At 38.2% G+C, this 14040-nt stretch carries 17 protein-coding genes; all 17 read right to left on the bottom strand.

Translation table 11 applies throughout. The features are described 5' to 3' along the window. Positions 1 to 26 precede the first annotated feature (26 nt). Entirely contained in the window at positions 27 to 623 is a 597-nt protein-coding gene (locus tag AC1M9F_RS02115) for a 6-pyruvoyl trahydropterin synthase family protein (protein ID WP_481596931.1), read from the bottom strand. 162 nt (positions 624 to 785) lie between these two features. Further along, positions 786 to 1742, bottom strand: a complete 957-nt coding sequence (gene gspK / locus AC1M9F_RS02110; RefSeq protein WP_481596930.1) for a type II secretion system minor pseudopilin GspK — start codon at positions 1740 to 1742, stop codon at positions 786 to 788. Positions 1743 to 1757: 15 nt separating this feature from the next. Beyond that, on the bottom strand, positions 1758 to 2402 hold the full coding sequence (gene gspJ, locus AC1M9F_RS02105; RefSeq protein ID WP_481596929.1) for a type II secretion system minor pseudopilin GspJ: 645 nt from the start codon (positions 2400 to 2402) through the stop codon (positions 1758 to 1760). Then, the gene (gene gspI / locus AC1M9F_RS02100) at positions 2399 to 2791 is read right to left on the bottom strand and encodes a type II secretion system minor pseudopilin GspI (protein ID WP_481588351.1); all 393 of its coding nucleotides are present in this window, start codon (positions 2789 to 2791) and stop codon (positions 2399 to 2401) included. Before gspI ends, gspJ begins: the two co-directional genes overlap by 4 nt. After that, positions 2778 to 3338, bottom strand: coding sequence for a pilus assembly FimT family protein (locus AC1M9F_RS02095; protein ID WP_179998217.1), 561 nt, complete (start codon positions 3336 to 3338; stop codon positions 2778 to 2780). The genes gspI and AC1M9F_RS02095 overlap by 14 nt, the downstream gene beginning before the upstream one ends. Position 3339: 1 nt before the next feature. Continuing rightward, positions 3340 to 3954, bottom strand: a complete 615-nt coding sequence (locus tag AC1M9F_RS02090) for a TetR/AcrR family transcriptional regulator (protein WP_035264575.1) — start codon at positions 3952 to 3954, stop codon at positions 3340 to 3342. A gap of 45 nt (positions 3955 to 3999) precedes the next feature. Beyond that, a complete protein-coding gene (locus tag AC1M9F_RS02085) occupies positions 4000 to 4773 on the bottom strand; it encodes a TatD family hydrolase (protein WP_035264578.1) in 774 nt (257 codons plus the stop codon). Positions 4774 to 4804: 31 nt separating this feature from the next. Beyond that, positions 4805 to 5146: a PilZ domain-containing protein gene (locus AC1M9F_RS02080; RefSeq protein ID WP_481596928.1), complete on the bottom strand. Its 342-nt coding sequence runs from the start codon at positions 5144 to 5146 to the stop codon at positions 4805 to 4807. A gap of 25 nt (positions 5147 to 5171) precedes the next feature. Continuing rightward, complete coding sequence (locus AC1M9F_RS02075; protein WP_481596927.1) at positions 5172 to 6149, bottom strand: DNA polymerase III subunit delta'; 978 nt, start codon at positions 6147 to 6149, stop codon at positions 5172 to 5174. Positions 6150 to 6162: 13 nt separating this feature from the next. Next, positions 6163 to 6924, bottom strand: coding sequence for a 3-deoxy-manno-octulosonate cytidylyltransferase (gene kdsB / locus AC1M9F_RS02070; protein ID WP_481596926.1), 762 nt, complete (start codon positions 6922 to 6924; stop codon positions 6163 to 6165). A 9-nt stretch (positions 6925 to 6933) separates the two neighbouring features. Further along, entirely contained in the window at positions 6934 to 7944 is a 1011-nt protein-coding gene (gene lpxK / locus AC1M9F_RS02065) for a tetraacyldisaccharide 4'-kinase (RefSeq protein ID WP_481596925.1), read from the bottom strand. Positions 7945 to 7947: 3 nt separating this feature from the next. Beyond that, positions 7948 to 9672: a lipid A export permease/ATP-binding protein MsbA gene (gene msbA / locus AC1M9F_RS02060; RefSeq protein WP_481596924.1), complete on the bottom strand. Its 1725-nt coding sequence runs from the start codon at positions 9670 to 9672 to the stop codon at positions 7948 to 7950. A 233-nt stretch (positions 9673 to 9905) separates the two neighbouring features. Next, a complete protein-coding gene (locus AC1M9F_RS02055) occupies positions 9906 to 10796 on the bottom strand; it encodes a ParB/RepB/Spo0J family partition protein (protein ID WP_035264597.1) in 891 nt (296 codons plus the stop codon). After that, positions 10793 to 11575, bottom strand: coding sequence for a ParA family protein (locus tag AC1M9F_RS02050; RefSeq protein ID WP_035264598.1), 783 nt, complete (start codon positions 11573 to 11575; stop codon positions 10793 to 10795). Before AC1M9F_RS02050 ends, AC1M9F_RS02055 begins: the two co-directional genes overlap by 4 nt. 23 nt (positions 11576 to 11598) lie before the next feature. Then, entirely contained in the window at positions 11599 to 12231 is a 633-nt protein-coding gene (gene rsmG / locus AC1M9F_RS02045) for a 16S rRNA (guanine(527)-N(7))-methyltransferase RsmG (protein WP_481596923.1), read from the bottom strand. Between the two features lie 85 nt (positions 12232 to 12316). Then, complete coding sequence (murU, locus tag AC1M9F_RS02040) at positions 12317 to 13006, bottom strand: N-acetylmuramate alpha-1-phosphate uridylyltransferase MurU (RefSeq protein ID WP_481588357.1); 690 nt, start codon at positions 13004 to 13006, stop codon at positions 12317 to 12319. Next, on the bottom strand, positions 13003 to 14019 hold the full coding sequence (locus AC1M9F_RS02035; RefSeq protein WP_481596922.1) for an aminoglycoside phosphotransferase family protein: 1017 nt from the start codon (positions 14017 to 14019) through the stop codon (positions 13003 to 13005). The genes murU and AC1M9F_RS02035 overlap by 4 nt, the downstream gene beginning before the upstream one ends. Positions 14020 to 14040: the final 21 nt, after the last annotated feature.

The raw sequence follows: 14040 nt of genomic DNA, 5'->3' as shown, positions 1-14040 counted from the left end.
TGTTCATCCCTAAATCAATCACAGCTTTAAAGTTTTACTTGTAAATCTACACTTGGGTTCTTAAAAGTTAAGCCTTGTTTCAATTGTTCGTACATTTTAGGATCAGACCATTCATTTTGAATTTGTTCTGAGAATACGATTTGATCAAGCGCCAATAAGCCCATCTGTTCATTTACTATATCTTCAGCAAAACTTTGCGCATAGCCTGTGTCAGTTTCATGCACGATCACTGAATAGACTTCAACATCACCTTCACCATTTTGCGTGACAGTTGATTTCAGTACTTGTTCTGCCAAATAAAAGAAAATTCGAGAAAATTGTTCAGCAGAAGGTGAAACGGGTAATGAAACCCAACGCGCACTAAAAGTTTTACATGCTTGAATATATTCAGCTGAATCTTCTTGCCAAAAACAAATCGCATGATCAAAACTATCATAAAGTTCTTTGATCACACCTTTCAGCAAACCAAAATCATAGACCATTTGACCATGATCTAGCTTTGAGGCTTTCAATAATAATTCGACTTTATAGCTATGACCATGAATTGAACGCTTACAGCGGTCTGATGTGCAATTTCGCACAATATGCGCGTTTTCAAACTTAAATAATTTTCGAATTAACATATGTCAGAGCAATAAAAAATCATGGATTAAAATGATTATAGTGCATATTCACACAACTCATCATTAATTTTAACGTTTTAAGCAATTGGCAAAACGTATTAAAAACAAAAAAAATAAAAAGCTATCATTCAATTTGTTTAAATTAATAGTTTAGCAATTTAATCAATTGGTTTGAAGAGGTGCCAAACTTCTTAAGAAGACATAAACCTTATCTTCATCACGCATCAGATAACTCGAAAAATATCGCTTTCGATCAGATAGCATGATTTCAATATCTGCTCGATAGAATGCAGATTTAACATCAAAATTATTTTTTGCTGTGCTTTTTGCTTCTTCACTTAACTGACTTAGAGTGTTGAGTTCCCAGAGCTGATCTACGGACTCAAAAAACTCACCATTGGCTTTTTTCTGATCCAAATCACGCTGTACATTTTGCACATCCAAACTTGGGTCTATAGCAGCAATAATCATCGCTGGTGCTGTATTAATATTAATTTTAATTTCTTTTAAAGGAATCGCTGTAACATAAGGTTTTATCAATAAAAACTTATCACCTTCAAATCCTCGCACTTGCTTCAACTCTTCAACGCTATGAAAAGGACCATTCGCTGGCAAATAAGGACGCGTTAAACTTAAATAATAATTACTCTCTGCCCCCATCGCGCCAATCGTCAAATCATCTTGATCTTGCCAATCAATTACCGCTTCATTCAATTCTTCTGGCAAACCAAGCTTTGTTAATAATCCCTTAAAGTAATTCACCGCATTATCATTCGGCACGCCATCATCTTTGACCAAACTGTTTAAATTAAACTTACCCGTTTCATCAATAATTCGCCCTGCGACATAACCACCATCAATTGGAAATGGTGGCATCGGTTGAGCCCAAGTTTCTTGAAGATTATCTGATTTTGAATTGGACTTAGCATCTTGAACCAATAATTCTGAGAAAAAAGCTTCAGCACTTTTTGCATAATACAGTGCTTGGTTTTGACGAATCACATAGGCCGTATTTTCACTGGTATTGTATTGACGATGGGCAATCGTCGCAGCAATGATAGTTGCCAAAGCGACTAACATTAAAATCGTAATCAGGGCGATTCCTTTTTGCTGCTTCATGCATTTTCCTAATGATTAACTAGATGCCGGTTTTAAATAGTCAGTATTAAGCAAACTAAAAATCCACTCATATTCAGTATCTTGTTGCTTAAATCTAATTCGCATACCTTTAGGCAATAGCCGAGCAACACCATCTTGAGCATCATTACTATTAGAACTTATTGTTGATGCTTCCGGCCACGAATTCAATTCATTCGGGTTTAAAATCGTGATTTGAAAATCATCCACATTTTCTAGGATCGCACTGGATAAAGGTTGAGTTGTTTGAAGAACATTCAGATTGGGATACTTTAAACGATAAACTTTTCGATCTTGCGCATTATAACGATATTCTATTCTCTCAAATGGAGACAAACCCTGTTTCAGCGGGTCTGTGACCCCTGCCTTACTAAATTGTACAGACTGATCATCCAGTAAAAATGCAGGTTGGATTTGTCCTGCGATATTTGCAGTCAGCGGTACAATTTGCAAAGCATCTCTTTGCATTTGTAAATAACTATCTTGCAAACTGAGAAGCTGCTGTTCATGCACCGCATTGCGATCTTTGACTTTATTTAAATAATCAAAAATTTTCCATCCTAAAGCAGACAATACTGCAAAGATGGCTATGGCAACCAAAAGCTCTACCAAGGTAAAACCTTGTTGTTTACTCTTGATCATGAGTTGGATTGCTCTCTGATAGGATAGTTATAAAACACCATGGTGGTGACACCTGATTCAACTTTACCTAAATCATTGTTATATAGACTCACTTGCACTTCTATTTTCTGAACATCTGGGCTAATAGTCGCTTCTGATTTTTTATCAATTTGCCAACTTAACCCTTGAGAGGTTATTTGCTTCGATTGAGTTCCCTCTAACCATTCACCACTAATTTGCATTGCAGCGACTTCATTTTGTGCGACGAATTGTGCTTTTGTTCGTAAAATTGCATTCGCAGTCGCCTGTGTGTACTGCATAGCTACCTTCGTCAATGACATTGCTGCTACAGCGAAAATAGCCAAAGCCACCACAACCTCAATCAAGGTAAATCCTTTAAGCGCCCGCATCGATTTTACCTAAGTAATCTATTTGAATAAGATCACCAATTGCTTTTTGTTCATAATACATTTGAATTGTGACAGGTTTAACCTCGCCATTGCCCAACCAAATTAATTTCGGTGCATTATTATTCATCAAGTCTGCATTAGTTGCATTTTCAAAACTATAGTCGCTACTTTCGATCTGAAATGAAACCTTAGCAGGTAGCTCTCTCGCAGAAAACTCTGGCATTTCAACCCAAGTGGAAGGTTGACGATTATTGTTCGATACAAGCGTCTGCTCAGGACGAGTTAAATCATTATATTTTTGAAATGTATAGCGAAACTGATCACCATTCCATTGTGGCACCAATGCAACCACTAACGATTGATCAACAGCCTCTCGTTGAATACGTTTTAAATCTAATATTAAAGCTTCTCTAGCTTGCATTGCCTTACGTTGATCAATCCCACCAATATTCATCACCACCAATGCCGCCATGATGCTGATGATCACAATGACCACCATCAATTCGATTAAAGTAAATCCGCCTTGACGGTGATCTAGAGATTGCATATTAGGCCACTGATTCTGTCAAATTAATCTGTTTAGGCATCATCAACGCTTGATCAATTAAAGCAACCCTTAACGTATCTCGACAGCCTAAATAGCGTTGATAGAAACTCGAGTTTAATATCGCAGCACCACCATGAGTAATCGACCAAATGGATGCTAAATAATCCCGAGAACTCATCTTACTTTGAATGGATGCTAGATGATTTTCTGTCATACGAATGATAATTCTGAGTCTACTTTTGCGAATCTGATACATTTCATTAAACAAATGATTAATACCTTGACCGGTTGTAGACAATCGCTCTTCAATTTGATGAAAGAGTACAGTACGTTCTGGATGATGCAAATGGTGCAACATAAAAAAAGCTAAATGTTCAGGAAATCCTTTTTCAGTATCTCGAACCATTTCTAATAACATGCGCTCATTACGAATAATAAGCAACATGTACAATTCATCTTTACTTTGGAAGTGCTTATAGAGTGTTCCTTTTGCCAAATCCAACTCAGCGGCCAATGCATCCAATGTCATGCCCGCTTCGCCGTTTTCCAAAAGAAGTTGTTCTGCGACCTGAAATATTAATGCTTCTCTCGCTCTAAACTGAGCCTGACGATCCATCTTCACTCTATAAACTCTCTTCTTTCTATTTTCCGTATTAAATTTTTACTGCATTCGTAGAAGATTCTCGAAATTTTGCGTTGTAATAAAGGCAATCTCCTCGACTGACTTATCATATACATCACTTAATGCTTTGGCTACATATGGGACATACTTTGGTTCATTAGACTTTCCTCTATATGGCATTGGTGCTAAATAAGGGCTATCAGTCTCAATTAATAGTCGATCTAATGGAACTTGCTTGGCCACATCACGTAAATCCTGAGCATTTTTAAACGATACTATTCCTGAAAATGAAATGTAATAACCGCAATCTAGAACCGCTTTTGCCGTATCCCAATCCTCAGTAAAACAATGCAAAATTCCGTGTGTCGACTTTTCAGCTCTTATAATATCTATCGTATCCTTTTTAGATGAGCGTGTGTGTACGACCACTGGCTTTTTCACCATCTGTGAAGCTTGAATATGTCGTGCAAAACATTCTTTTTGTTCTTTAACAAATTCAGTACTGTGATAATAATCTAGACCCGTTTCACCAATTGCCCAGACCTTATCTATACTCGCCAATTCAACCAAAGTTTCAACAGTAGCACGCTGCATGACTGCTGGATCTTCACATGGATGCACCCCAACACTGTAGCCTACTCCTTCGTGTCGAGCTGCAATTTCTGACAGAATAATATGATCATCTAAATCAACGGATATCCCCATCATTTTTGTGACACCAGCATCAATCGCTTGCTGAATTGCTAAATCGATATTTCCCTCGTAAGGTTCAAGATTGAGCATGTTTAAATGACAGTGTGTATCTACAAACACAAGGACACCTTTTAATTTTTTAAGTCAGAGCCTACATTGTAAAGCTTGCGCGTGCTGTTGACATACTTCCAGCGAGTATTTTTTCTACTTCCATTTTGTAATAGGCTCCTTTATCTCCAGTTAACTGCAATCCAAAACCTTGTGGTTTAATGCCCGATTGCTTATACGAAATCCAAATCACCTTACCCGTAATTGGTATTTTTTGGGTTTGATTAGGAAGTGTTGCCAAGATAAAAATTTCTTCACCCATTTTGACTGGATGTTTGGTTGGAATAAATAATCCACCACCCTCAACAAAAGGCATATAACTGGATTGCAGAGTTTCGCGATCATTAATATTGACTTGTAATAAACCGCCCGGACGTGGCTGCATCTCTATCCCCTGTATTCAAACATGATTATTGAACATTCATTAATTTTATAAAAAGCTGATCAACAATTAAATTTGATTGAACATTCTGCTCAACCATTTGTTTTGCTTGATGCACATCATTATAAATATCAAATAATTGCTCTAATTGATATTGCTCAGCCAACAAACTAAAGTCTAAATCGCTATTTTTTACATTTTGTTCCATTTTATAGGCAACAAGATCAGCTAATAAGTACTCAAACATAACAATCAACTCGGAAAAGTTGATTTGCTTATTCCATTTAGAGGCGTACTGCATTGGCATATTTTTTTGACTGACTAAATGATACCAATCATTTATAAACGCACTTCGCAGAGTTAACCATTCACTTGAGGCCAACTCAATAGCAGCTAAAGGCATACCATTCGAAAGGTTAAGCAACAGTGAGCTCAAAGTCTGCTGCTCTGCATTCAAATGTTCATTCAAATATGTATTGGCTTGATCATCAGTCAGCCGATCTAAGGCGTAATGTTGTAGGCGACTTCGTATAGTGGCTGGTAATTTTAAATAATGATCCGCCAAAAGAATAATTACAACTCGCTCACCTGGTTCTTCAAGTGTTTTCAATAAAGCATTTGACGATGCGATATTGAGCGCTTCCGCCGGTTCAATCACAATAACCCGCCAACCATCGACGGTTTGTTGCACGAATGGCTGTAATTCACGAATTTTCTCAATTTTAATTTTAGCGTTTTGTTTCTTATTGTCCTCATCCGTCGTGACGTAAACATAATTTGGATGAGTATCTGATTTTAGCCACAAACAACTCGAACACTGACCACAAGGTTGATTTGGCTGCTTATCTAAACATAGCAGCCAAGTAACAAATTGCTGGGTAAAAGCTTCTTTACCACAGCCTTTTTTGCCATAAAAAAGTAATCCATGACCTACTTGAGGAAACCGCTGAGTCAGTGTGCTCCATACATTAAGTTGCCAAGGATAAACATGCTGAGTCTGAGTCATTGACTAATCTATACTATTGGAAATGAGAAATAGGCATTGCATTAAGACGGTCTAAATCTTGTTGCGTATCCACACCTGGTGGTAAGCTCACCTCTGCCACATCAATTGCGATTCGATGACCATTTTCTAAAACACGCAGTTGCTCAAGGCTTTCTAAAACCTCAAGCTCACCCTGATCCCATGTCACGTACTCTTGCAGTAACTTCACTCTATAGGCATATAAACCAAGATGTCGGTAGGCTTTAGGATGTAGTATATGTGGTTGTTGCTTTGATCCATCACGATCATATGGAATGGTTGCACGACTGAAATAAAGCGCTTCATTGAACTTACTTATGACAACTTTCACAATACTATCGCGCTTAAATTCTTCTAATTCTTTGATCACTTCACACAAAGTGGACATTGAACATTCAGGCTTTTGCTCTAACAAAGAAGCAACCTGTTGGACTAAAGATGCAGGCAATAATGGTTCATCACCTTGCACATTTACAATAATATCCTCACTCGCCCAACCTTTGATTCGTGCAACTTCACTCAATCGGTCGGTTCCTGAAGGGTGTTCTGCACTGGTCAACACAACATCAATTTGTTCTGCCTTACAAAGATCAACAATTCTTTGATCATCAGTAGCAACACATAAATCATCAAACCCAGTCACTTTTCGCGCCTGATCTACCACACGTAAAATCATTTCACGCCCGTGTATTTTAAGTAGTGGTTTTCCAGGTAACCGCGAACTTGCAAAGCGAGCAGGTATTACAATATGTTTCATGGATATTCCTTATGTGTTTACGATACCGAGTTTTGCAAGCTGCTTATCCAGCAAATCATAACAAGCTGATGATAAAGCTGCTTCAACAGGAACCACCCAAATTTCACGACTAAATTCTGGATGTTGTTTTAACAAAGGGAGGAGTTTCACAGCATCTTTTTCAGTGGTGATGATTGGATTTGAATCTTCAAATTGTAAATCATCAATCTGATAATCATAATGATCAGGAAATTCATGACACTGAAAATGCTTTAAGCCCATACTTTCAAGGGTTTTATAAAACCGTTGCGGGAACCCAATACCAACGACCGCATAATAATTCAAATCAGTGGCAAAATATTCAACTTGATTTTCAACTGGATTTAACAAGTACGGCGCTGCGACTTGTAATTGCATATACAGATTTGAGCTTGGTTGTTCAGCATGCTCAATTACTGTACCACTGCATAACCGTGCTACTGGCTCACGCAAAAAGCCTTCTGGCAACAGTTTCTGATTACCCAAACCACGATTGTTATCCAGCACAATCCATTCTAATTGACGATCAAGTGCCCAATGTTGCAAACCATCATCACTAATGATCAAATCAAGTTGATGCTGAGAGAGAAGTAACTCTATACTTTTCTGTCGTTGCCCACCTACGACCATCGGCACGCCAGTAGATTGCACAATTAAACAGGGCTCATCACCCACTTCATTTGGCTCAGAATCGAGATTCACGCTTGCAGGAAAAGGACCTTTACCACCATAGCCTCGACTAATTACTCCAACTCGAATATTTTTTTGTTGAAGATATTTAACCAATTGAATTAATAACGGTGTTTTACCACTGCCACCTACCGTTATATTGCCAATGACCATGACAGGAACTGGTGCAGTATAAATAGGTTTTATACCACGTTGATACAAGGCTTTGTTCAGGAAAAATCCTAATCGATAAAGCAATGACAGGGGTCGCAATACAATCAACCACTTGGATTGCTTATTCCAAGCGTTTTGAATGACCTGCGCAATAGACATAACTTATTCCTCAAAATTACGTTGATGCAGTTGGAAATATGCACCACGCAAATCGAGTAATTCCTGATGTGTTCCCTGCTCTAATATTCGACCTTTATCCATTACCACAATAAGATCTGCATTCTCAATCGTTGATAATCGATGTGCAATGACAATCGTTGTCCGATCCTGCATAGCTGCATCAAAAGCACGTTGAATGAAGTATTCAGACTCATTATCTAATGCGCTTGTCGCTTCATCAAGAATTAAAATCGGAGCATTTTTTAAGATTGCTCGAGCAATTGCAATACGCTGTCTTTGTCCGCCAGATAAATTTAAACCTTGAGCACCTAATGGTGTGTCATAGCCTTGAGGCAATGCCATAATAAAGTCATGGGCATAAGCAGCTTTCGCAGCAGCAATAATCTGCTCTTCCGAAGCATCTTGTAACTGTCCATAAGCAATATTCTCACGAACAGTTCGGTTAAACAGCACGACTTGCTGATTGACCATAGCCACTTGTGAGCGTAACGCTGTAACTTCAATATCTTGAATATCATGGCCGTCAAATTTAATTGACCCTGAACTTAATTCTTGAAAACGAACCAATAAGTTGACTAAAGAAGACTTACCAGCCCCCGAACGCCCCACCAACGCTACAGTCTGCCCAGCCTTAACATTTAAATTAAAATCATGGATCGCATGGAAACCATCACTATATGTTAAATTTACCTGATTAAAATCAATATTGCCTTTGAGTTGTGGTTTTAACTGCCCTTCGTTTTTTTCTTCAGGCATATCCAATAATTCAAATACTGAATGTGCTGCAGCCATTCCTCGCTGTAATTTTTCATTGATATCGGTCAAAGCTTTAATTGGCTTACTCAACATACCGGCTGCAGTAATATACGCAACAAACTGACCTGCTGAAGTATCCTGTAATATCTCAGGTCTTAAAGCAATCCAAATCACAATACTTAAAGCGATCGCCATAATAAGTTGCACAACAGGGCTATTTAATTGTTGTACTGCAACCATTTTCAAACCACGACGCAAGTTTTCGAGTGAGGTTTCTTTAAAACGAGTTTGCTCGTATGCCTGTCCACCAAAGCCTTTAACAACCAAATTACCATTCACGGTTTCTTGCACTACATGGTTTACATCACCCATCGTATCTTGCACTTGAGTAGACAGCTTACGCATACGTTTAGCAGCTTTTCTAATCAACAAACCGATTAAAGGCGCAAAAATCAAAATACATAAAGTCAAGCGCCAGTTGGAATAGAACAAATATCCTAACAGCGCAATGGTGATCAAACCTTGTTGTAATAAGGTTCTTAATGACTCCGTTGAGGCAGCAGTCAGCTGTTCAACGTTGTACATAATTTTGGCAGTAATATGACCACTAGTGTTATCTAAATAATATTGCGACGGTAATCGCATTAATTTAGCAAAAACTTCTTGGCGAATATTAAAAATTAGATTTCGAGAAATCACCGAAGTGTAGTATCCACCTAGAAATAGCCCCACTCCTCGTACAAACATCAAAACAACAACCAAAAACGGGAATAAGTTCGTGAAACTTCGATCCTGTTCTTGAATGGCATTGATAATATGCTCTAATAATTTCGCAACAGAAACTTCAGTCGCGGCATTCAGCACAAAACCAAATACAACAATCAATGCAATCGTCCAGTACTGTTTTAAGTAACTCAACAAACGCATATAAACTTTAAAATCTTGCTTCACTCACTACCTCTAATTGGTACGGTATCCTTAAACACCTAAACAGATTCAGCACGTATGCAATTTAATCATACATCATTCGAACATCGCATGCTAAAGTCTGCCCCACTCTAAAATCAATGGCCTGATTGTATGGAATGATCAAAGTAAACCTTAGCTCAATTGGAGTATTGAGACCTAAATGACTTAAATCTCAAACTCATCTAAATAAATTACATTTACTGCTTTTAAATTAATTATTTTTCATCTAAACAGATATTTAGAATACCATCTAACTCATCAAGTGAATGGTAATGAATCACAAGCTTACCTTTACCTTGCTTATTGTGATCAATTTTAACATCTGCACTAAAACGTTCAGAAAGACGCTGAGTCAGTTGCTCTAAATCAGCTGAAATTGATGGTTTTGGCTTATCCTGTTTTGGTGCATTAAAATCACGCACTAACTGTTCTGTTTGACGAACAGAAAGGTTTTTTTCAATGACAATTTTTGCAATTTCAATTTGGTCTTTTGCACGCAAAGTCAATATTGCACGCGCATGCCCCATATCTAATTGACCTTGTTGGATATGGTCTTTAATCGGATCCGCTAAGCTTAATAAGCGCAATAAATTACTTACTGTAGTACGTGCCTTGCCCACCGTTTCAGCAATTTCTTGGTGACTTAATCCAAACTCTTCATGAAAACGCTGCAATGCCATAGCTTGATCAATTGGATTTAAATCTTGGCGTTGAATGTTTTCAATTAATGCCAACGCAATTGCAACTTGATCTGACAAATCACGAACAATTGCAGGAACTTCATTTAGTCCAGCAATTTGAGCTGCTCGCCAACGGCGCTCCCCTGCAATAATTTCATATTGATGTACATCATCCTCAATTGGACGAATGACAATCGGCTGCATGATGCCATGCTTTTTAATAGAAGATGCTAATTCCTGAAGGTCTTCTTCATGAATAAAGCGTCGCGGCTGATAATTACCACGTTTAAGAAGTTTGACATCTACTTGTTTGAGCTGACCATGATCTAATGACTGTGCTTCTAATTGTAATTTTTCTTTTTGAATAGAACCCAATAACGCATCTAAGCCACGACCCTTTGCTAAGCCTCTTTTCTTCACGGTCATGCTTTACTTCCTTTTTTCACTTTGGTTTTTTTTAACATTTCAGCAGCAAGATTCAAATAAGCCACTGCACCCTTAGAACTTTTTTCAAAATAAATAATCGGTAACCCATGTGCTGGCGCTTCTGCTAAGCGCACATTTCGAGGAATAACCGTTTCGTATAATTTTTTACCAAAATACTGCTCCAACTCATCCGACACATCACGTGTCAGCGCATTTCGAGCATCGTACATGGTACGCAATACACCAATGATTTCTAAATCAGGATTTAACGCTTGTTGAATACGATCAATCGTTTGTGTTAAATCTGCCAAGCCTTCCAAGGCATAATATTCACACTGCATTGGAATGATCACGCTTTTAACAGCAGCCAATGCATTTACCGTGATCAAACTTAAGCTTGGTGCACAATCCACAATGATGTAATCAAACTTATCTTCAATTTGTTGGATCGCATCACGCAGAATAAATTCACGACCGTCTTGCTCAGCAATGGCTAATTCAACACCTGCTAAATCACGATTGGAGCCAAGTACGCGATATCCAACTTCAGCTTTAGTGATGGCTGTTTCAATTGGCACTTCACCCAGTAAAACATCAGTTACTGAGTATAAGAGATCATTCTTTTGAATACCTGAACCCATAGTGGCATTGCCTTGAGAGTCCATATCAATCAACAATACTCGCTTTTTAAGCACTGCTAATGATGCAGCCAAATTTACAGCAGTCGTGGTTTTACCTACGCCACCTTTTTGGTTCGCAATAGCAATAATTTGAGCCATGGTAACCCCAATCCCTAGAATTTTTAAATTTGTTTAAGTAGCAATAAATGACGTTGTTCATCTAAACGAGGAACGTGAAGCTCAATAATTTCGCAACTCAACTCATCTTTATGGTTTTCAATTTCCTCAGCAGGAATTAAACCTTTCATAGAAGCAATAACACTGTTTTCATGCATAAAAGGTCGAGAAGCAGTAATAAAATCTGTCAGTGAGGCGAAAGCACGACTGGTAATTACATCGAATTTACCCAGTTCATTAATACTCTCTTCATTCTCTACTCGAGTTTGAACTGCCACAACATTTTTTAGTTTTAGATCAGCAATAAACTGCTTGAGAAAACGAATTTTTTTTCCATTCGAATCCAGAAGCACACAGCTTCGCTCAGGTTGACATAGCGCGATGATCATCCCCGGCATACCACCACCGGTACCAATATCAAGCAATCGCCCTTCAGGCAAGTCTTTCAAGATACTGAGGCTATCCAACAAATGTTTAACTAACATTTCTTTAGGATCACGAATTGCGGTCAAGTTGTACGCCTTATTCCACAATACAAGCGCATCTTGATATTTTAATAATAAATTCAACGCCTCATCACTGAGTGATAAACCTAGTTTTTGACTACCTTGTTGTAACTCATGAAAAAAAGGATGCATAAACAGTAAACATCTCAATAAAATTAATCAAAGTATACCGTTTTATGCATCGTGGAACACTATTTAACGCTTAGTGAATACTCAGTTAGTTAAATTGTCCTTCTCGAATTTGCTGATCCAACTGCATCAACCTTTCTGGAGTACCCACATCCACCCACATTTCTGCCATTTTTGCAGCAGAAATTCTGTGGTTGTGCATAGCATCTTTAAGCAAAGGTGCTAAAGGACGCTTGCCCCATTCTAGACCTTGAAATAAACGAGGATGAATCACCGCAATACCACTATAAGTCAGATTTTCGCCCTCTTTTTCTTGCTCAAAAGTATAAGCACGACCATCTAATAGTGTGAAATCACCTTGAGGATGTTGTAGCGGATTTGGTACAAGTACCAAGTGTGCTAGATCTTCTTGTAAATCAAGCTCAAGTAACTGAGCAAAATCAAACTGAGTCCACACATCCCCATTGACGAGAATAAATGGTTCTTCACCCAACAACGGCAAAGCATTGATGATTCCACCAGCTGTTTCCAAACCCTCATCTTCACGCGTCCAGCGAATGTTCACACCAAACTGAGAACCATCGCCTAAAGCACCGATCAATTTGTCTGCCAGCCATGCCGAATTAATAATAATTTCACTAACACCAATAGACTTTAATTTTTCAATATGCCATACAATTAAAGGCTTTCCACCCACTTCCAACAGTGGCTTTGGTTTATAAAGCGTCAAGGGACGCATACGGTTACCCAGACCCGCTGCTAAAATCATGGCTTTCATGCAGCTACTACCTCATAGTGACCATACTTGGCTTCAAATGCATGAAGCACTTTATCTTCAACCCATTGAATAAATGGAGTGAGTTCAGTGTAAGGCTTCGACTCTTCGAGTAAATACCACATGACACGAGGCAGATCTTTTAAATAGCCCGACTTTCCATCACGTTCAAACAATCGCACAAAAATACCTAAAATCTTTAAATGGCGTTGAATCGCCATGAAGTCAGCATCTTTAATAAAGCGCTCTAAATCACGATCAATTTTTGAATCATCTGGTAATAATTCATAGAAGGTTTTAAACCATTGTTTTACACGTGCTGGAGGCCATTGCACGTATGCATCACGTGTAATTGAAATCAAGTCGTAGGTATCCGCACCGATTACCGCATCTTGAAAATCAATTACGCCTTGTTCTTTTTCATCATTCAACAACATGAGATTACGACTGTGAAAGTCTCGATGAACAATCACTTGTGGTTGAGCTAAAGCCGCATTTGCCAATATCGCAAAAGTACGCTTAATCAAACCTTGTTCATCAGCATTTAATCGAATATTTAATGATGGAAGCAACCAATCTGTGAATAACTCCATTTCACTGATTAATTTTTCGTAACTATATTCTGGAAACTGATCCACACCATGAATAGACTGTAATTGAATGAGTTGTTTAAAACTCTGTAAATAATGCTGATCTACCGTGTCATTGTTTAAATGGTTCGCTAAAAGCTCATCCCCAAAATCTTCTAGAAGCAATAACCCTTGCTCTAAATCCTTTGCAACAATATGTGGAACACGAACACCATGACGATCGAAGAACTCATCAATCGTCACAAAAGGTACACAATCTTCTTTTTCTGGAGGTGCATCCATCAACATAAATGATTTATTATTCAAGGTGATTCGCGCATAGCGACGGAAACTGGCATCGCCTGCTAAATATTTTATTTCGAACTGCTCTGATTGAAGTACAGATTGCACCCACGTATGTATCAATTGTTCACGTTGTGTATTCATTTGCTATAAATTCTAGTACAG

This window comes from Acinetobacter sp. ANC_7504 (assembly GCF_056779995.1).
The sequence above is the reverse complement of the archived record's forward strand: the minus strand, read 5'-3'. Positions and strand labels throughout refer to the sequence as shown.